Consider the following 18,818-nt stretch of genomic DNA (forward strand, 5'->3'; position numbering starts at 1 on the left):
CCTGACGCAATCGGATCTCAAGGAAGAGGACCATGACCAAGGACAGCACCACCACCCCTGCCGAGGCCGGCAAGGACTGGTTCACCACCTACACCGTGTTCGCCCGCCCACAGGGCGAGCCCGGCTGGCTGGGACTGGAGGGCCGTGACGCGAAGAAGGCCGCCAAGGAGTTCGACGAGGCCGTCGCGCGGGTGGCCCAGACCGGCGTGACCGTGCGCGGCGTCTACGACGTCTCGGGCATGCGCGAGGCCGGCGACGTCATGGTGTGGATGTACGGCCAGGTGCCCGAGGACCTGCAGGCCGCCATCCGCGAGCTGCGCCGCACCCGTCTGCTCGAGGGCACCACGATGGTGCTCTCGGCCATGGGCGCCGATCGCATGGCCGAGTTCAACAAGGACCACGTCCCCGCCTTCGCCATGGGCCGCAAGGCCCTGAAGTGGCTGTGCTTCTACCCGTTCGTGCGCTCGTACGATTGGTACCTGCTGGACCCGAAGGAGCGGGCCCGCATGCTCCGCGAGCACGGCCAGCTCGGCCAGGACTTCCCGCAGGTATGGGCGAACACCACCAGCGCGTTCGGCCTGAACGACTGGGAGTGGCTGCTGGGCCTCGAGGCGGACGAGCTGACGGACCTGGTGGACATGATGCGCCACCTGCGCAACAACGAGACCCGCCTGCACGTGCGCAGCGAGGTGCCGTTCTACACCGGACGCCGTCTGGAGACCGCCGAGATCGCGGAGGTGCTGGCCTGATGACCGCCGCCCCCGAGCCCCGCGCCGACGCGCCCGTCCACACCGGCCCGGACGCCGGCGTCGCCCCGGCCCTCCGGACGCCCGAGAAGGCCGCCGCCGGCGTCGACTACGACGTGTGCGGCGTGATGGCCCCCAAGGACTACGACGCCCTGCTGCTCGCCTCCTTCGGCGGGCCCGAGGGCCAGGACGACGTGATCCCGTTCCTGCGCAACGTCACGCGCGGGCGCGGCATCCCGGACGAGCGCCTCGAGGAGGTCGCCACCCACTACCGCGCCAACGGCGGCGTCAGCCCCATCAACGCGCAGAACCGCGCGCTGAAGGCGGCCATCGAGGCCGAGCTGGCCGCCCGCGGCCTGGACCTGCCCGTGTACTGGGGCAACCGCAACTGGGAGCCCTACTTCCCGGACACCCTCGAGCGGATGCACGCCGACGGGCACCGCCGCATCCTGACGGTCACCACCTCCGCGTACTCCTGCTACTCCTCGTGCCGCCAGTACCGCGAGGACATGGGCATGGCCCTGGAGCAGACCGGCCTGACCGGGAAGGTGGACCTGGACAAGACGCGCCAGTACTTCAACCACCCCGGCTTCATCGAGCCGTTCCGGGACGGCCTGCGCGCGGACCTGGCGTCGCTGCGCGCGGAGCTGGGGGACGACGCGCGGATCCACGTGCTCTTCGCGACCCACTCGATCCCCACCTCCGACGCCGCCGCCGCCGGCCCGCGCGGCCTCGCCGCCGACCTGCGCGCGCAGGCGGGGGCGGAGCCGGGCGATGAGGGTGCGGACGTGTACTCGGCGCAGCACCTCGATGTGGCCCGCGAGATCCTCGCCGGCGTGCCCGAGGCCGCGGACGTGCCGTGGTCGCTCGTGTACCAGTCGCGCTCCGGCCCGCCCTCGGTGCCGTGGCTCGAGCCGGACATCAACGACGCGATGGAGCACCTCGCGGGCGAGGGCGCCGAGACGGACGCGCAGGGGCGCGCCGTGGCGGGCTTCGTCGTCGTGCCGCTGGGGTTCGTCTCGGACCACATGGAGGTGGTCTGGGACCTCGACACCGAGGCCAAGGAGACCGCCGAGGGGCTGGGCGTGGGGTTCCGGCGCAGCCCCACCCCGGGCACCGACCCGCGGTTCGTGGCCGGGCTCGTGGACATCGTGGAGGAGCGGCTGGGCCGGCGCGAGGGTCGCGCCGCGGTCGGCTGCTTCCCGGCGTGGTACGACGTGTGCCGGCCGGACTGCTGCGTCAAGGTGATGCGGGACGGCTCGACGCGGCCGACGACGTCCGCTGTCGACGCCGCCGTGCGCGGGCTGGCCGAGCACGAGGCGGGCGCCGCGGCCCCCGCCGAGGAGGCCTGAGACCGTGACCCCCCTGCGCATTGGCACCCGGGGCTCCGCCCTGGCGACCACGCAGACCAGCCACGTGGCCGAGACGCTCACGGAGCGCTCCGGCCTGGCCCACGAGCTGGTGGTGATCCGCACCGAGGGCGACGTCACCACCGGCTCGCTGGCCTCGCTGGGCGGCACCGGCGTGTTCGCCTCGGCGCTGCGGGCCGCCGTGCTCGACGGCGTCGTGGACGCGGCGGTGCACTCGCTCAAGGACCTGCCGGCCGCCCAGCCGGAGACCCTCGAGATCGCCGCGGTGCCGGCCCGGGCCGACCTGCGGGACGCCCTGTGCGCCCGCGACGGCCTCACCCTGGCGACCCTGCCCGAGGGCGCCCGGGTGGGCACGGGCTCGCCGCGCCGCGTGGCCCAGCTCAAGGCGCTGCGCCCGGATCTGGAGCTGGTGGACATCCGCGGCAACGTGCAGACCCGCCTGGCCCGCGTGCCCGGGCTGGAGCAGCACGACGATCACGCCCCGGCCGCCGCGGGTTCGCCCCGCGGTGACCTCGACGCCGTGATCCTGGCCTGTGCCGGGCTCAACCGGCTCGGCCTGGACCACGTGATCACCGAGCGGATCGACCCGGAGGTCATGGTGCCCGCCCCCGGGCAGGGCGCCCTGGCCGTGGAGATCCGGGCCGAGGACGAGTCCTTCCTCGGTCGGGCGCTCCTGGACCCCGAGGCGCCGGTCGGGAGGCTGCACGCCGCCCTCGAGCTGGTCGACGATCGGGACACCCACGTGGCGGTCACCGCCGAGCGGGCCCTGCTGCGCCGCCTCGAGGCCGGCTGCGCCGCGCCGATCGGGGCCGTGGCCCGCGTGACCGACGGCGAGGCCGGCGCGCCGCGCATCGAGATGACCGCGATGGTGGCCGCCCTCGACGGCTCGCGCGTGCTGCGCCGGACCTCGTCCGTGCAGCTCGACCCGGTGCCGACCGACGTGGCCGGCGACCCGGCGGCCGGCGACGAGTGGCTCGAGGACACCCTGTTCGTGGCCGCGGAGGCACTCGGCGTGCACGTGGCCGAGCAGTTCGTGGCCGAGGGCGCCGACCTGCTGCCCGGCACGGTGCGCGGGGTGGACCGGGGCGACGGCGCCCCGCGCCCCGACGACCCGGCCTGAGATGCGCGTCCTGCTCACCCGCCAGCCGGCCCAGGCCGGCGACCTCGAGGCCGGTCTCGCCGGCACCGAGGTGGCGGGGCGGCGGCTGCGGGTCGGCTTCCTGCCGCTGACCGACTTCGCACTGCCCGACGACGACGGCCCCCTGCGCGCGCTGCTCGCGGACTGGGCGGGGGCCGACGGTGATGCGGCCGGGCCGGTGCGCTCGGACGGGTCCCGCTGGCTCGTGGTGACGAGCCCCAACACCGTGCGCGCGCTCAGGGCCGTCGGCTGGGACGGCCATGTCCCGGCGGGCGCGCGGATCGCGGTCACCGGACCGGGCACGGCACGGGTGCTGACCGAGGCGGGCTGCGACGCGGCGCCGTGGCTGCCGCCCGAGGACCGCTCCGCCGAGGGCCTGATCGCCGGACTCGCCGCCCTGCATCCCCGCGGCGCCCGCGCGTGGCTGCCCCAGTCCGATCGGGCCCGGTCCCGCCTCGCCGACGGCCTGCGCGCGGCGGGCTGGGACGTGCGGACCGGGCTCGCCTACCGGACAGTGCCGTATCCGGCGCAGGCCGGCAGGCGACTGCTCGACGGGGCGGCGGACGAGGGCCGGGGGGACGTCGTGACGCCCGCGCGGCTGGCCGCGGTCGCGGCGGGGACCGCTGTGGTGCTCACCAGCTCCTCCGCGGCGGAGGAGTTCGTGGCCGCGGGTCTGACGCCACTGGTGGGCAAGCGGGTGCGGCTCGTGGCGATCGGCGCGCCGACCCGTGACACGTGCGCGCGGCGGGGTCTGCCCCTGCTCGGGACGGCCCCCACGCCGGACGCGGCCGGAGTGCTGGCCGTGCTGCGCGGTGCGGCCTGAGCCGCCCGGCCGCACTCGAGGCGAGGCTCAGTCGGGGCGGTCGCCGTCCGGGTCGGGCGCGTCGTCCTCCGACGGCGCCGGGCCGGCGTCGTGCCTCTCGTCCTGCGGCACGCCGGTGGCGGCGGCCATGATGTCCACCCGCGGGCCGCGCAGGATGGCGACCGAGACGTTGGTGAAGCCCGTGTTGGCGAGCAGCTCCGAGGCCTCCTCGTCCGTCAGGTCGTACGCGTGCGCGAGCATGCGCACGTTCTCCGTGTAGAAGGCGTGCAGGCGGTCGACGCCGCGCAGGAAGCCCAGAGTGTTCCCCATGGCGGGGAGCCTACCGGGCGGGCGTGGTGGGCGGGTGGCCGGCGGGTGAACGGCCGGTTGACCGGCCCGCCGGCCGCGGGGGACGACGGGCCGTGCCGCTCAGCCCTCGGCGCGGCGGCTGCGGCGGCGGACCAGCGAGACCTCCATGGTCCGGCCCTCGGTGCGGGTGCGCAGGTACGGCTGGTCCTCCACGAGGGTGGAGAGCTTGGAGTGCCCGAAGTCGCGCGGGTCGAAGTCCACGTGGGTGCGGCTCAGGTGCTGGCCGATCAGGGACAGCGTGGCCCAGCCGTCGTCGGTGCTCGTGGCGTTGACGGCCTTGGTGAGCGCGGCCTGCAGGTCGATGCGCGGGGCGGCGTCGGCCTCGTCGTGCTCGGGCTCGGCCTCGACCGGCACCTCGGGCGGGGTCGGGTCCTCGGTGACGTCCGACGACGACGCACGGCGGCCCCGCCGACCGGCCCCGGACTTCGCCTCCGCGGCCTTCCCGTCCTTGCCGGCGGCGGCGTCCCCGGCGGGCGCCTCGTCGGCAGCGGGGGCCTCGTCGGCAGCAGGGGCCTCGTCGGCAATGGGGGCCTCGGCGTCCGCGTCGGTGGCCTCGGGGGTGTCGGTGGCGTCGGTGGTCTTGGCCCCGCGACCGCGGCCTCGACCACCGCGGCGGGACCCCGAGCGGCCGGAGCCCTCGGACGCCTTGGCGTTCTCCTCCTTGGCGGGGGCGTCCTCGCCGGTCTCGTCGTCGTCGACGTCGTGGTCCGTGGCGGTGCCGAGCAGCTCGAGGTAGATGAACTGGTCCACGGCGTTGCGCAGGGAGGCGGGGGTCTTGCGGGCGCCCAGGCCGATCACGCGCTTGCCGCCCTCGCGCAGGCGGGTGGCCAGGCGCGTGAAGTCGGAGTCGGAGGAGACGAGGGCGAACGCGTCCACGTTGCCCATCCAGAGCAGGTCCATCGCGTCGATGATGAGCGCGGAGTCCGAGGAGTTCTTGCCCACGGTGTAGGCGAACTGCTGGACCGGCTGGATCGCGTGGTGGTTCAGCGCCTTCTTCCAGCCGTTGAGGTTGGTCGTGGTCCAGTCGCCGTACGCGCGCTTGATCGTGGGGGTGCCGTAGGTGGCGAGCTCCTCGAGGATCAGGGGGGCGAACTTGGGGGAGACGTTGTCGCTGTCCATCAGGACGGCGATGCGCAGGGATGCGGGGGTGGGTTCGGGCATGTGTCCCACCCTAGTCGGCGGCGGTGCGCCCGTGGCCGGCGGTGACCGGGATCGCCTCCCGCTCGCCCCGGCGGGGGCGGGGCCGCGAGGCGGCGGCCACTGTGCCGACGACCAGCCCGACGAGCGCCGGGACCACCCAGCCGAAGCCGACCGCGTAGCCGGGCAGCACCCGGCCGGCCAGGCCCGTCAGGGCGGTGACGGGCGGCGTCGTCGCGAGCGCCTCCGGCAGGGCGCCCAGCAGGTCGAAGAAGGCGGCGAGCCCCGTGCAGGCGACCACCCAGCGGGCCACCGCCGGGTGGTCCCGCACCCAGGCCCAGGCGAGACCGAGCAGGATGACGACGACGGCGATCGGGTAGAGGAACATCAGCACCGGGACGGACCAGGCGATGATCGCCTCCAGGCCCAGGTTGGCGAGCGCGAAGGACACGACGAGGAAGAGGCTCGCCCACAGCCGGTAGGACCCGGGGAACATCTCCGCGAACATCTCGGTGCACGCCACGATCAGTCCGATGCAGGTCTTCAGGCACGCGACGACGACGATGGCCGCGATGAGGTACACGCCCGCCGCGCCGAAGAAGTGGCTCGCGCTGCGGGCGAGGACGTCGCCGCCGTTCGCGGCCTGCGCGAACGCGCCGTGGCTCGTGGCGCCGACGTACGCCAGGGAGGCGTAGACCACCGCCATCGCCGCACCGCCGAGCAGCCCCGCCTTGCCCAGCTCCACCGCCATGCGGCGCGGGCCCGTCACGCCCAGGCGCCGGGCGGCGTCGACGATCACGACCGCGAAGGCGAGCGAGGCGAGCGCGTCCATGGTGTTGTAGCCGTCCAGCAGGCCCCGCACGAGCGCCCCGTCGGCGTAGGCGGGGGTCGGCGAGGGCAGGGCGCCCGTGCTCATCGGGGCCACGACGGCGGCCGCCATCAGGGCGCCGAGCAGGACCAGGAACGCCGGGGTCAGGTAGCGCCCCACCCACTCCATGAGCCGGCCCGGACGGAACGCCGCCACCGCGGCGACCGCGAAGAACGCCGCCGTGAAGCCGAGCAGCCGCAGGCCGCCGTCGCCCGCCAGGGGCGCGACACCGATCTCATAGGACACCGTGGCGGTGCGGGGGATGGCGAAGAGGGGGCCGATCGTCAGGTACAGCAGGCACGTGAACGCCACGGCGAAGCGCCGGGAGACGGGCGCCGTCATCTCACGGACCGAGCGCGCCCCCGTCACCGCCGAGGCGACGATGCCCAGGACCGGCAGCCCCACCGCCGTGACGAGGAAGCCGAGCGTGGCCGGCGTGACCGCGGCGCCCGCATCCCGGCCCAGGCCGGCGGGGAAGATCAGGTTGCCGGCGCCGAAGAACAGGCCGAAGACGAGCGAGGCCAGCAGCAGGGTCTGACCGGGGCGCAGGCGCGGGGGCATCACGGGCCTCTCGACGGCGAACGGGGCGCCATGACTGTACCCGGCGCGCGGTCAGCCTCCGCGCCTAGACTGGACGGGTCCCCGAACCAGGAGCGTGTGACCCCGTCATGTCCTTCCCGCTGCACCGTCCCCGGCGTCTGCGCCGGTCCGCCGCGATGCGCCGCCTCGCCGCCGAGACGCGCCTGCACCCCGCCGAGCTGATCCTGCCGGCCTTCATCAAGGAGGGCGCCGCCGAGCCCGTGCCGATCGCCTCGATGCCGGGCGTCGTGCAGCACACCGCGGACTCGCTCAAGGCCGCCGCGGCCGAGGCCGCCGAGCTGGGCCTGGGCGGCATCATGCTGTTCGGCGTGCCGACCACGCGCGACGCCGTCGGCAGCGCCGCCCTGGACCCGGACGGCGTCCTGAACCGGGCCATCCGGGACGTGAAGGCGGAGGTGGGGGACGGGCTCGTCGTGATGTCCGACCTGTGCCTGGACGAGTTCACCGACCACGGCCACTGCGGCGTGCTCACCGCCGAGGGCGCCGTGGACAACGACGCGACGCTGGAGATCTACGCCCGGATGGGCGTCGCGCAGGCCGAGGCCGGTGCGGACGTGCTCGGCCCCTCCGGGATGATGGACGGCCAGGTCCGCGTGATCCGGGAGGCCCTCGAGGGCGCCGGCCACCACGAGACCGCGATCCTCGCCTACGCCGCGAAGTACTCCTCGGCGTTCTACGGGCCGTTCCGCGACGCCGTCGACTCCCAGCTCACGGGCGACCGCAAGACCTACCAGATGGACGCCGCCAACCGGAGCGAGGCCCTGCTCGAGGTCGCCCTCGACCTCGAGGAGGGCGCGGACATGGTGATGGTCAAGCCCGCGATGAGCTACCTGGACATCGTGCGCGACGTGGCGGACATGGCGGACGTGCCCGTCTCCGCGTACCAGATCTCGGGGGAGTACGCGATGATCGAGGCCGCCGCCGCGCACGGCTGGATCGACCGGAAGGCCTCGATCGTCGAGTCCGTGCTCTCCATCCGGCGCGCCGGCGCCGACTCCGTGCTCACCTACTGGGCGGCCGAGCTCGGCCGCTGGATGAAGGAGGGGTCCCTGTGACCGCGTCCCAGCCGACCACCAACGCCGCCGCCTTCGCCGCGGCCCAGGCCGTCATCCCCGGCGGCGTCGACTCACCCGTGCGCGCCTTCGGCTCGGTGGGCGGCACGCCCCGGTTCATGGCCGGCGCACGCGGCCCGTACCTGACCGACGTCGAGGGCAACGAGTACGTGGACCTGGTCTGCTCGTGGGGCCCCATGCTGCTGGGCCACCAGCACCCCGAGGTCGTCGAGGCCGTGCACGCCGCCGTGGACCGCGGCCTCGGCTTCGGCACCTCCACGCTGGAGGAGACCGCGCTGGCCGAGCTGATCGCCTCCAAGGTCCCGGTCGAGCGCGTGCGCTTCGTGTCCACCGGCACCGAGGCCACCATGACGGCCCTGCGCCTGGCCCGCGGCGTGACCGGCCGCAACCTGATCGTGAAGTTCGCCGGCTGCTACCACGGCCACTCGGACGGCCTGCTGGCCGCGGCCGGCTCGGGCGTGGCGACCGCCGCCCTGCCCGGCTCCGCGGGCGTCACCGAGGCCGCCGCCTCCGAGACCCTCGTGGTGGACTACAACGACCGCGCCGCCGTCGAGGCCGTGTTCGCCGAGCACGATGAGCGCATCGCCGCGCTCATCACGGAGGCCGTGCCCTGCAACATGGGCGTCGTGGAGCCCGCCGAGGGCTTCAACGCGTTCCTGCGCGAGATCACCCGCCGCCACGGCGCGCTGCTGATCTGGGACGAGGTGCTCACCGGCTTCCGCGCCACCGCCACGGGCGGCTGGGGCCTGTCCGGACAGCCCGAGGGCTGGACCCCGGACATCTGGTGCTTCGGCAAGGTGATCGGCGGCGGCATGCCCGCGGCCGCCCTGGGCGGCTCCGCCGAGATCATGGACCACCTGGCCCCGCTCGGCCCCGTGTACCAGGCCGGCACCCTCTCCGGGAATCCGGTGGCCATGGCCGCCGGCCACGCCACGCTCTCCCGCGCCGACGAGGCCGTCTACGCGGCCGTGACGCGCGCCTCGGACGCCGTGCGCGAGGGCCTCGTGGCCGCGCTCGACGCCGAGGGCGTGGACCACTCGATCCAGCGGGCCGGCACCCTGTTCTCCCTGGCGTTCGGCACCTCCGGCACCGGCGTGCGGGACTACCGGGACGCCCAGGGCCAGGAGGTCTTCCGCTACGCCCCGTTCTTCCAGTCGATGCTGGCCTCCGGCGTGTACCTGCCGCCGTCCGTGTTCGAGGCCTGGTTCGTCTCCGCCGCCCACGACGACGCGGCGGTCACCCGGGTGCTCGACGCGCTGCCGGCCGCGGCGAAGGCGGCCGCGGCGGCGACGCCCCAGGCCTGAGACCCGAGCGCGGGTCGGGGCCGGGCGCTCAGCGCTCGGCCTCGACCGGCCAGTGGCGCGAGACGGTGGCCTGCGGGTCCTTGCGCCGCAGGTACTGCTCGAAGCTCTCCGCCTGCTCGGCCTTCCAGCGGACCTGCCGCTCGTGCAGGTCCGCCGGCGCGACGCGCAGCTGCTCGTACCGGGCGGCCAGGGCGTCGGCCACCTGGACGGCGGCGAGGGCGTCCGCCGCGGAGGTGTGCGCGTTCTCCAGGGTCACCCCGTAGTGCTCGGACACCGCGGAGAGCGTGCGCTTGCCCTTGCGGAACCGGTCCACCTGCTTGTCCAGCACGAACGGGTCGATCACGGGGCGGGCCTCGAGCGGCGTCAGCCCGTGGCGGCGCGCCTCCCGGTCCATCACCGTGAAGTCGTACACGCCGTTGAACGCCACCACGGGGATGCCCGCGGCGAACAGGTCCCGCAGGGTCTCGGTGATCTCCGTGACACCCTGCGCGGCGGGCATGCCCTCCGCCTGCGCCCGCTCCGTGGTGACGCCGTGGACCTCGGCCGCCTCGGCCGGGATGGGCACGCCCGGGTCCACGAGCCACTCGGCCGACGACGCGGCGCGGCCCTGCTCGTCCACCATCACCAGGGTGGCGGTCACGATCAGCGCGGTGCGCGGATCACGTCCGGTGGTCTCGAGGTCGAAGCCGGCGCGGATGCTCTCATGCCAAGTCACGCGCCTCACGCTACCCGGAGCGGCGGACACGACAGGATGGGGTCGTGACCGATCACCCTGTGCTCCCCGGCGCCCGCCACCGCGACGACGGACCGCTCACCCTCGGCGAGGGGCTCGAGGCGCTCGCCCGTCTGGTCCCGCCCGGACGCGCCGTCAGCTACGGGGGGCTGGCCGGCCTGCTGGGGGTCGGCGGTCCGCGGCAGGCCGGCCGGGCGATGGCCGAATCGAGCCCCGGCACGCCCTGGTGGCGCGTGGTCCGGGCCGACGGCTCGCTGCCTCCGGAGCTGGCCGCGCGGGCCGCCGTCGAGCACGAACGCGAGGCCATGCCCCGCACCCCGGCCGGGCGCATGGACCTGCCCCGGGCCCGCTGGGAGCCCGACGACGGCGCCGCGCGGGCGATCCGTGCGATCGCCGACCGTATCGTGTCCGGGCCCGGTGCGAGGATGAGGCCATGACCAGGGAACACGGGGTGGACCCCTTCGACGACGACGCGGCGGCGCCGGAACGGGCCGCTCGGCTGGTGCGCACGGCCGCCGCGCCCGAGGACCGGATCACGCTCACGGACGAGCAGGAGGCGATCGCCTCGCTCGCCCCCGGGCACGGCGCCGTGCTCGTGCTGGGCGCCCCCGGCACGGGGCGCACCACCGTGGCGGTCGAGTACGCGGCCCGCCGGATCGAGGCGGGGCTGGACCCCGAGTCCCTCCTGCTGCTGGCCCCGAGCCGGGATGCGGCGGCGCGGCTGCGTGACGCGCTGACCCGCCGGCTCGCCGCCGCCGGTCGGGGCACCCGCGCCGTCACCCCCGTGCGGACCTGGTCCTCCTACGCGTTCGACCTGCTGCGCCGTGCCCGCGTCACGGGACCGCTGAGGCATCTGGAGGTCGCCCCCCGGCTGCTCACCGGTGCCGAGCAGGACACGGTGATCGCCGAGCTGCTCGAGGGCTACGCCGCCGGCCTCGCCGCCGCGCCGGACTGGCCGGACGACGTCGCCCCCGCCGTGGAGGCGAGGGGATTCCGCCGTGAGGTCCGCGAGCTCGTGGACCGCATGAGCGAGCTCGGCCTCGAGCCGGGCCGCCTGCAGGAGCTCGGCACCGCCCACGGGCGCCCCGAGTGGGAGGCCGCGGCCGTGCTGCTGCAGGACTACCGGGACCGGATCGACCTGGGCATGGCCGAGGCGTTCGACGCCGCCGGGCTGCTGTCCGCCGCCGTCCGCGTGCTCACCGAGCGGCATCCCGAGGACCCGGAGCGCGACGCCGCGGCGCAGGCGTTCGTGGCGGCGGAGCGGGACCGCCTGGCCGTGCTCGTGGTCGAGGACCTCCACGAGGCCACCCCCGCCGTGCACGACCTGCTCACCGTGCTCGGACGCGGGCGGGACGTGCTGCTCACCGCGTCGCCGGACACCACCGTGGAGGGCTTCCGCGGCGCCCGGCCCGACCTCCTCGCCCGGTACCCCGGGGTCCTCGACCCCGATCCCGTGCCGGGGGCCGCCCCGCCCGCGTCCCCGGACGGGCGCGTCCGGGTGCTGACGCGCGGGCACCGCATGCGCGCCGAGGTCCAGGACGCCTACCTGCGCGTGGCCCGCCGGGTCCGCCAGCGCACCGCCGGCGTCGAACGGACCCGGACCGAGACCGTCCCGGCGGACGGTGACGGCGCCGTCCGCGCGCACGTCGTGCCCACCCGCGCCCACGAGGACCAGCTCGTCCTCGAACGGGTGCTGCGGGTCCACCACGAGGACGGGGTGCCCCTGGACCGGATCCTCGTGGTCGCCCGCTCCGGCTCCCGTGTGGCCGCGCTCGCCCGCCACCTGGAGGCCGAGGGCGTCCCCGTGCTGCGCGACGCCGCCGGGCTCGTGCTGAAGGAGGAGCCCGCCGTCGCGCCCCTGCTCACGCTGGTGGACGCGGCGGGGGCGCTCGCGGAGGATCCGGAGGCCCGGGTCGAGGACGTGCTCGACCCGGACGAGGTCGTGGGACTGCTCACCGGCCGGTACGGGATGGCCAGCGCGCTGCACGTGCGGCGGCTGCGCCAGGACCTGCTGGCCGCCGAGCGGGGCCGGGGCGGCCGGCGCACCTCGGACGCGCTGCTCGCCGCGGCCCTGCTGGACCCGAGCCTGGCCGGCCCCGAGCACGAGCGGCACCGCGCCCTGCGCCGCGTCCACTGGATGCTCCGGGACGGCCTGGAGGCCGCCCGCGCCCCCTCGGCCTCGCCCGAGACCGTGCTGTGGGCGCTGTGGTCCGCCTCCGGTCGGGCCGAGCGGTGGCGTTCGCTCGCGCTGCGGCCCGCCGAGCACGCGAACGAGCGCCGCGAGTCCCGCCGGGCGGACGCGGACCTCGACGCCGTCGTCGCCCTGTTCAAGGTGGCCGAGCGCTTCGTGGACCAGTTCCCGGGCGCGTCGCCCGAGTCGTTCGCCGTCTACATGGAGTCCCAGGACCTGCCCGTGGACACCCTGGCCCGCCGTGCCGAGTCCGGTGACGCCGTGCACGTGCGCACCCCTGCCGCGGCGGCCGGCCAGGAGTGGGACACGGTGATCGTCGTGGGCCTGCAGGAGGGCGTGTGGCCGAACACCCGGCTGCGCGGCCAGCTGCTCGGCGCCACCGACCTCGTGGACCTCGTGACCCTGCCCGCGGACGCCCCGTGGCCCACGGATCACCGCACCCGGCTGCGCGAGGTGCGTCAGGACGAGCTGCGCATGCTCGCGGCCGCGGTCTCCCGGGCACGGCGTCAGGTGGTCGTCACGGCCGTCCGCTCGCCGGATGAGGGCCCCTCCGACTTCCTCGACCTGGTGGACCCGCCCGAACGGCTGCCCGCCGAGGCGCGCGACGCCGCCGGCGTCCGGCGGCTCACCGCGGTCCCCGACCCGATCACGGCGTCCGCGCTCGTCGGCCGGCTGCGCCGCGTCCTGGAGGCCGGGGACGAGGCGGACGCGGCCGACGGGGCGACATCCCGGGCCGCGGCGGCCGCCGGCCTGGCGGTCCTCGCCGAGGACGGCGTGACCGTCGCGGACCCCCGACGCTGGTGGGGCCTGCTGCCGCTGTCCACCGAGGCCGCGCTCGTCGACCCGGAGCGCGAGGTCGTCGCGCTCTCGCCCTCCCGCGTGGAGACGGCCCTGCGCAATCCGCTGAACTGGGTGCTGTACCACGTCGGCGCGAACGCGGGCGGAACCCTCGCCCAGTCCGTGGGCACGCTCGTGCACTCGGTGGCCGAACACCACCCCGAGGGCGTGCCCGAGGACGTGCGCGCCGAACTGGAACGCCGCCTGCCCGAACTCGGCCTGCCGGAGGGCTGGATCACGGAGATCGAGCACGACCGGGCCCGCGGCCTGGTGGACGCCTACATCGGCTACTGGAGCATCGCCCGGGCGGCCGGGCGTCGGCCCGTGGCCCAGGAGGTGCGGCTCCTCGCGGACCTGACCTGGGGCGGGACCACCGTCCGGATCACCGGCGTCGTGGACCGGCTCGAGGCGGATGCGCAGGGCCGACCCTTCATCGCCGACCTCAAGACCGGCCGCAGCGCGCCCACCGGCGCGGAGATGGCGCGCCAGCCCCAGCTGGCCGCCTATCAGGTGGCCGTCCGCGCCGGCGGTCTGGAGCAGGTCCGGGACGACCCCGCCACGGACCCCGCCCTGCGCGCCGCGCTCGCCGGTCTGGAGCACCCCACGACACCGGCCGGCGCGGCCCTCGTCCAGCTCGGCGCCGGCACCCAGAAGACCAAGGTGCAGGACCAGCCGGCCCTCGAGGACGAGGACACCTGGGCGCTCGAGCAGGTGTTCACGGCGGCCCGCCGCACCACGGGGCCGCGCTTCCTCGCCCTCCACGAGGCCGGCGCCCGCCGGTGCGCGCTGCCCTCCGTCTGTCCGCTCTGCTCCGAAGGAAGGCAGGTCACCGAATGGCCCCGCTGACCGGCGATCCCGCCGCTCAGACCGATCGTCCGCGCGTCGAGGACGCGGTCCACTCCCCGGAGGACATCGCGGCGCGGCTGCGGCTGCCCCCGCCCACGGAGGAGCAGGCCGAGGTGGTCACCGCCCCGCTCACTCCGCGCCTGGTGCTGGCCGGCGCCGGCTCCGGCAAGACCGCCACCATGGCCGACCGCGTGGTCTGGCTCGTGGCCAACGGTCTCGTGCGCCCGGACGAGGTCCTCGGCGTCACGTTCACCCGGAAGGCGTCCGGTGAGCTCGCCGAGCGGATCAACGGGCGCGTGGACGCCCTGCTGCGCTCCGGCCTCGAGATCCCCGGCTTCGACGGGGAGCCCGAGGACCTGGGCCGCGCCTCGGTGTCCACGTACCACTCCTACGCCGGCGCGCTCGTCAGGGACCACGGCCTGCGGATCGGCGTGGAACCGGAGGCGCGGCTGCTCGGAGGCGCGGACGCCCACCGGCTCATGGGCGCCGTCGTGCGTTCGCATCCGGTGGTCGCGGACACCCTCGGCGTGGCCCCGTCCCGGCTCATCACGCAGGCGTTGCGGCTGGCCGGGGACATGGCCGAGCACCTGGTGAGTGCGGACGAGGTGCGCGAGTTCCTCGCCCGGCTGGCCGAGCAGGGGAGCGCCCTGCCGCTGCCCCCGCGCGCCAAGACCCCCTCGAAGGAGATCCAGGAGTTCCTGACCGGCCTGGCGGACCGCGCCCTCATGGCGGACCTCGTGGCCCGCTACGACGAGGTCAAGCGCGAGCAGGACGTGATGGACTTCGGCGACCTGCTGCGCCACGCGGCGCGCATCGCCGTCGAGGTGCCGGCGGCCGGCGAGCAGGAGCGCGCGCGGTTCCCCGTGGTGCTGCTGGACGAATTCCAGGACACCTCCCACGCCCAGATGCGGATCTTCGCCGGGCTGTTCGGCCCGCGCGGCCCCGAGGACGACGCGCCCGGGTTGGGGCACTGCGTCACCGCGGTGGGTGACCCCCACCAGTCGATCTACGGCTTCCGCGGCGCCTCCGCCGGGCAGCTCTTCGCCTTCCCGCACGCCTTCCCCCGACTGGAGACCGGCCCCGGCGGCGCCCCGCGGCGCGTGAACGCGGACGTCTCGCACCTGACGATCGCGTGGCGCAACGAGGAGTCGATCCTGGCGGTCGCCAACGCCGTCGCCGCACCGCTGAACGCCCACGCCGCCGCGACGGGCGGCGCGCCGGTGGAGGTGCGCACCCTGCGGCCCCGGCCGGGCGCGGGGGAGGGCGTCGTCCGGGTGGACCGGTTCGTCACCGCGGAGGAGGAGGCCGCCGACGTCGTCGCCCGCCTCGGCGCCCTCACCGGGTCCGGGCCCGGGGGGACCACCCCGAGCCGCGCCGTCCTGTGCCGCACCCGCGCCCAGTTCGGCCCCGTGCTGGACGCGCTCGACGCCGCCGGCCTGCCCTACGAGGTGCTCGGGCTCTCCGGGCTGCTGGCGCTGCCGGAGGTCGCCGAGGTGCTCGCCGTCCTCCACGTGCTGGCCGACCCCACGCGCAGCGACCAGCTCGTCCGCCTGCTCACCGGCCCGCGCTGGCGCATCGGCGTGGCCGACCTCGAGGTGCTGCAGGAGCGCGCCCGGTTCGTCTCGCGGCTGCGGGCCCGGCGGGCCGGCGGTGGGCGGGAGGACCCCGCCGGGGACGCCCCGGACCCGGCCCGGGACGTGAGCCCCGAGGAGGACGCCGACGCCGCCGCCCTGCTGGAGGCCCTCGACTCCCTGCCCGGGGAGGGGACGGACTGGGTCGGCTCCCGCGGCCGCGGCTTCTCACCCGAGGGCCTGGCCCGGCTGAGGGCCGTCAACGCCGAGCTGCGCCGGCTCTCCACGCGCACCGGGGAGGACCCGGCCGACCTCATCGCGGAGGTGATCCGTGAGACGGGGTTGGACGTCGAGGTGGCCCTGCGGCCCGGCGTCTCCGCGGCCGCGGCCCGGCGGCACTTGAACGCGTTCCAGGACGCGGCCCGCGACTTCGGCGCCGGCACCACGGCGACGGACCTGACGGCGTTCCTGGCCTGGACGGAGTCCGTCCTCGAGCACGAGGACGGCCTCGGCGTCGAGAACGCCGAACCCACCCCCGGCCTGGTCCAGGTGCTCACCGCGCACGCCTCGAAGGGGCTCGAGTGGGACGTCGTCGCGGTCCCCGGCCTGCAGGAGGGCACGTTCCCGTCCACGCGGGCGGACCGCTGGACCAGCCCCGGGGCCGGCGCGCTGCCGTGGCCCCTGCGCGGGGACCGCGCGTCGCTGCCGCAGTGGGACGGCTCGTGGGCCCAGGACCAGCGGGACTGGGTCCAGTCGGCCGGCACCAAGTACAGCTCCAAGGCGGCCCAGGAGGGCAACCCGGACCCCTATGCCGTGGCCGTGGCCGCCCACGCCGAGCGCGAGGAGCGGCGCCTGGCCTACGTCGCGTACACGCGCGCGCGATCCGCCCTGTGGCTGAGCACCTCCCTGTTCAAGGGAGTCAACAAGGAGCCCCTGCCGGCCTCGGCCTTCCTCGAGGAGGTGGCCGGTCTGGCGGGGGAGGTGCCCGGCGTCGCGCTCGGCCCCGCCCCGGCCGAGGACGACCTGCCCGAGGCCAACCCCGCCGCGGCCCGGACGCTGGTCGCCCGCTGGCCCTTCGACCCGCTCGACGGCCCGGAGGCCTTCGTCGCCGACCCGGAGGACCCCGAGGACGAGGAACGCTGGCAGCCGCTGCCGCGCCGCTCCCGGGCCCGCCGGCACGGGGTGGAGGCGGCCGCCGCGGCCGTGCACGCCGCGGACCCGGCGGCGCTCGGGGACGACCCGGAGCTGGCCCGCCAGGTGGACTGGGTGCTGCTGCGCCGCCGGGACGTCGCCGGGACGGGCGGGGAGACCGCCCTGCCCGAGCACGTCTCCGTGTCCCTCTACGGCGAGCTCGCCGCCGACCCGCAGGCCGTGGCCGAGCAGCTGCGCCGGCCCCTGCCCCGGCCGCCCGCGCACGCGGCGCGGCGCGGCACGGCGTTCCACGCGTGGCTCGAGGAGCGCTTCGGGGCCACCGGCATGCTGGACATCGACTCGGCCGAGGACGCCGCGGACCTGTGGGTCGACGAGGCCCTCGACCTCGGCCCGATGCAGGAGTGGTTCCGCTCCTCGCGCTGGGCGGAGCGCACCCCGGCCTTCGTCGAGGCCCCGGTCGAGACGACGGTCGGCGGGATCACACTGCGGGGCCGGGTCGACGCGATCTACCGCTCCGGCGGCGACCCCCGCCTGCCCTTCGACCCCGAGGCCGACTGGGAGCTCGTCGACTGGAAGACCGGCGCCGTGCCGCGGGGCCGCGACCTCGAGCTCAAGTCGCTGCAGCTGGCCGTCTACCGGCTCGCCTGGTCACGGCTGCACGGGATCCCGCTGGAACGGATCGGGGCCAGCTTCGTGTACGTGGCCCACGGGCAGGAGCGCTCCTTCCCGGACCTGCCGGGGGAGGAGGAGCTCGAGCGTCACATCACGGACGCCCTGGCCCGCCGTTGATCGGCCGCACCACCTCGACGGCGGGCAGCGGGCCCGTCTCCGGGTCCGCGGTCCTCGCGGCCGCGGCCTCCCGGGCGTCCTCCGCCGCATCCCGGGCGTCCTCGGCGGCGTCGGCGGCCGCGTCGGCCTCCGCCTGGCGCGCGGCCGCCTCCTGCGCGGCGCGCACGTCGCCCTCGAGCTCGGCCAGCATGGCCTCCGCCTCGGCGACCATCCCCGCGTCGTGCCGGTCCAGGCCCCGCGTGAGCCACTGGGCGAGGGCGAACTCGGCGAGCAGCGCCGCACGGCGCATCAGGTGGGCGTCGCCGTCGTCGGCGGCCCCCGCGTCGGCCCGCCGGGCCGCGTAGGCGTCGAGGACGCGGTCGGCCAGGTCCGGGTCCGTGGCGGCGGCCAGCCAGGCGACGTCGCCGGCCGGGTCGCCCACGTGCAGGTCCGTCCAGCCCGTCACGCCCACCACGCGGCCGCGCTCGAGGAGCAGGTTGTCCTCGTGCAGGTCACCGTGCACAGGCACCGGGGTGAACCGCCACAGGGCCTCCTCCTCCATGGCCTCCTCCCAGCGGCGCAGCAGCAGGGGCGGCACGCGGCCGGAGGTGGCCGCCTGGTCGAGGGCGTGGAGGTGACGCTGCCGGATCTGCTCCGCCGTGTAGGAGGGCAGGTCCGCGTGGTCCACGACATCCGAGGGCAGCGTGTGGATCGCGGCCAGCACACGGCCCACGTCCTGCACCGCGGGCTCGCCGAGCCGGGCCAGCTCATCCAGGGTGACGGGACGCCCGGGCATGTCCTGATAGACGAAGGTGCGCAGCCCCTCGAGCCGCACCGCGCCCGCCACGGAGGGCGTGCGGAACGGCAGGCCGGCGCGCACCGCCGGGGTCAGGCCCGCCAGCACCTGCAGCTCCGTCTCGAGACGGATGCCCGCCTCCGGGGTGCGGGGCGAGCGGACCCGCCACCGCTGGCCCTCACCGTCCACGACGACGGCGGTCGAGAAGTCCGCGGGGTCGTCCGGGCTCGCCTCCGCGGAGACGGGGGCGAGGCCGGGGACGGCCGCGGCGGCCAGGGCTGCGAGACGAAGGGGCTGACGATCCACCCCTCCAGCCTAGGTGTTGTGGGTCATGAGGTTCTTGACATGGGTACCGGGCTGAGATGAGACGAGTGGGCCTCTCCCGCAGGATGGAAGTTCCTACACCACCCACCTGCCCGAAAAGACCCACTCATGACTCACGCTAACGCACCCCTGACCCCCACCGGCCGACTCAGGATGGTCCACCGCCACCTGCACGACGGGATCCCGCAGGCAC

14 protein-coding genes are annotated in these 18,818 nt (G+C 75.8%); 9 read left to right on the forward strand and 5 right to left on the reverse strand.

From position 1 onward, the window contains the following. Positions 1-32: 32 nt before the first annotated feature. Genes hemQ through ACUW6W_RS10315 form a run of 4 tightly spaced genes read left to right on the forward strand, consistent with a single transcriptional unit; the run spans position 33 to position 4,077 of the window. A complete protein-coding gene (gene hemQ / locus ACUW6W_RS10300; RefSeq protein ID WP_036314319.1) occupies positions 33-749 on the forward strand; it encodes a hydrogen peroxide-dependent heme synthase in 717 nt (238 codons plus the stop codon). Continuing rightward, positions 749-2,098: a ferrochelatase gene (locus ACUW6W_RS10305; RefSeq protein ID WP_454180171.1), complete on the forward strand. Its 1,350-nt coding sequence runs from the start codon at positions 749-751 to the stop codon at positions 2,096-2,098. The genes hemQ and ACUW6W_RS10305 overlap by 1 nt, the downstream gene beginning before the upstream one ends. A 4-nt stretch (positions 2,099-2,102) precedes the next feature. Further along, positions 2,103-3,236: a hydroxymethylbilane synthase gene (gene hemC, locus ACUW6W_RS10310; RefSeq protein ID WP_036314322.1), complete on the forward strand. Its 1,134-nt coding sequence runs from the start codon at positions 2,103-2,105 to the stop codon at positions 3,234-3,236. 1 nt (position 3,237) lies between these two features. Beyond that, positions 3,238-4,077: a uroporphyrinogen-III synthase gene (locus ACUW6W_RS10315; RefSeq protein WP_123244207.1), complete on the forward strand. Its 840-nt coding sequence runs from the start codon at positions 3,238-3,240 to the stop codon at positions 4,075-4,077. A 27-nt stretch (positions 4,078-4,104) separates the two neighbouring features. Here ACUW6W_RS10315 and ACUW6W_RS10320 read toward each other — a convergent pair whose 3' ends face one another. The 3 genes from ACUW6W_RS10320 to brnQ form a co-directional block, all read right to left on the reverse strand. Further along, positions 4,105-4,386 (reverse strand): hypothetical protein, encoded by a 282-nt coding sequence (locus ACUW6W_RS10320; RefSeq protein WP_036381106.1) that lies wholly within the window; start codon positions 4,384-4,386, stop codon positions 4,105-4,107. Positions 4,387-4,485: 99 nt separating this feature from the next. After that, positions 4,486-5,586 (reverse strand): NYN domain-containing protein, encoded by a 1,101-nt coding sequence (locus ACUW6W_RS10325; RefSeq protein WP_036314328.1) that lies wholly within the window; start codon positions 5,584-5,586, stop codon positions 4,486-4,488. A gap of 10 nt (positions 5,587-5,596) precedes the next feature. Then, on the reverse strand, positions 5,597-6,991 hold the full coding sequence (brnQ, locus tag ACUW6W_RS10330) for a branched-chain amino acid transport system II carrier protein (protein ID WP_036314330.1): 1,395 nt from the start codon (positions 6,989-6,991) through the stop codon (positions 5,597-5,599). A 107-nt stretch (positions 6,992-7,098) separates the two neighbouring features. Between brnQ and hemB the strand changes: the two genes are divergently transcribed. Together hemB and hemL are read left to right on the forward strand one after the other, a co-directional pair. After that, positions 7,099-8,085 (forward strand): porphobilinogen synthase, encoded by a 987-nt coding sequence (gene hemB / locus ACUW6W_RS10335; RefSeq protein WP_036314332.1) that lies wholly within the window; start codon positions 7,099-7,101, stop codon positions 8,083-8,085. Beyond that, positions 8,082-9,407, forward strand: coding sequence for a glutamate-1-semialdehyde 2,1-aminomutase (hemL, locus tag ACUW6W_RS10340; protein WP_061867019.1), 1,326 nt, complete (start codon positions 8,082-8,084; stop codon positions 9,405-9,407). Before hemB ends, hemL begins: the two co-directional genes overlap by 4 nt. 28 nt (positions 9,408-9,435) lie before the next feature. Here the strand turns inward: hemL and ACUW6W_RS10345 are convergent, their stop codons facing one another. Beyond that, positions 9,436-10,122 carry a 3'-5' exonuclease gene (locus ACUW6W_RS10345; protein ID WP_123244208.1) on the reverse strand — a complete coding sequence of 229 codons (687 nt, stop codon included), beginning with the start codon at positions 10,120-10,122 and terminating at the stop codon, positions 9,436-9,438. A 44-nt stretch (positions 10,123-10,166) separates the two neighbouring features. On the opposite strand from ACUW6W_RS10345, the gene ACUW6W_RS10350 reads away from it, so the two are divergent. From ACUW6W_RS10350 to ACUW6W_RS10360, 3 genes are read left to right on the forward strand one after another with little or no spacing between them, the layout of a single operon-like run. After that, positions 10,167-10,577, forward strand: a complete 411-nt coding sequence (locus ACUW6W_RS10350) for an MGMT family protein (protein ID WP_061867018.1) — start codon at positions 10,167-10,169, stop codon at positions 10,575-10,577. Continuing rightward, positions 10,574-14,014, forward strand: coding sequence for an ATP-dependent helicase (locus ACUW6W_RS10355; RefSeq protein ID WP_061867017.1), 3,441 nt, complete (start codon positions 10,574-10,576; stop codon positions 14,012-14,014). The genes ACUW6W_RS10350 and ACUW6W_RS10355 overlap by 4 nt, the downstream gene beginning before the upstream one ends. Further along, entirely contained in the window at positions 14,002-17,526 is a 3,525-nt protein-coding gene (locus ACUW6W_RS10360) for an ATP-dependent helicase (protein WP_400264248.1), read from the forward strand. Before ACUW6W_RS10355 ends, ACUW6W_RS10360 begins: the two co-directional genes overlap by 13 nt. Here ACUW6W_RS10360 and ACUW6W_RS10365 read toward each other — a convergent pair. Further along, positions 17,501-18,607: a phosphotransferase gene (locus ACUW6W_RS10365; protein WP_036314344.1), complete on the reverse strand. Its 1,107-nt coding sequence runs from the start codon at positions 18,605-18,607 to the stop codon at positions 17,501-17,503. The two genes, ACUW6W_RS10360 and ACUW6W_RS10365, sit on opposite strands and share 26 nt — an antisense overlap. Between the last annotated feature and the right edge of the window lie 211 nt (positions 18,608-18,818).

The sequence above is a fragment of the Micrococcus sp. 093350064-1 genome (assembly GCF_053627955.1).

Excerpts from the sequence above, each read along its gene's own strand:
- hemB (WP_036314332.1), top strand. The coding sequence starts at position 7,099 with ATGTCCTTCCCGCTGCACCGTCCCCGGCGTCTGCGCCGGTCCGCCGCG.
- ACUW6W_RS10315 (WP_123244207.1), top strand. The coding sequence starts at position 3,238 with ATGCGCGTCCTGCTCACCCGCCAGCCGGCCCAGGCCGGCGACCTCGAG.
- ACUW6W_RS10325 (WP_036314328.1), bottom strand. The coding sequence starts at position 5,586 with ATGCCCGAACCCACCCCCGCATCCCTGCGCATCGCCGTCCTGATGGAC.
- ACUW6W_RS10320 (WP_036381106.1), bottom strand. The coding sequence starts at position 4,386 with ATGGGGAACACTCTGGGCTTCCTGCGCGGCGTCGACCGCCTGCACGCC.
- ACUW6W_RS10305 (WP_454180171.1), top strand. The coding sequence starts at position 749 with ATGACCGCCGCCCCCGAGCCCCGCGCCGACGCGCCCGTCCACACCGGC.
- ACUW6W_RS10360 (WP_400264248.1), top strand. The coding sequence starts at position 14,002 with ATGGCCCCGCTGACCGGCGATCCCGCCGCTCAGACCGATCGTCCGCGC.
- ACUW6W_RS10355 (WP_061867017.1), top strand. The coding sequence starts at position 10,574 with ATGACCAGGGAACACGGGGTGGACCCCTTCGACGACGACGCGGCGGCG.
- brnQ (WP_036314330.1), bottom strand. The coding sequence starts at position 6,991 with ATGCCCCCGCGCCTGCGCCCCGGTCAGACCCTGCTGCTGGCCTCGCTC.
- hemQ (WP_036314319.1), top strand. The coding sequence starts at position 33 with ATGACCAAGGACAGCACCACCACCCCTGCCGAGGCCGGCAAGGACTGG.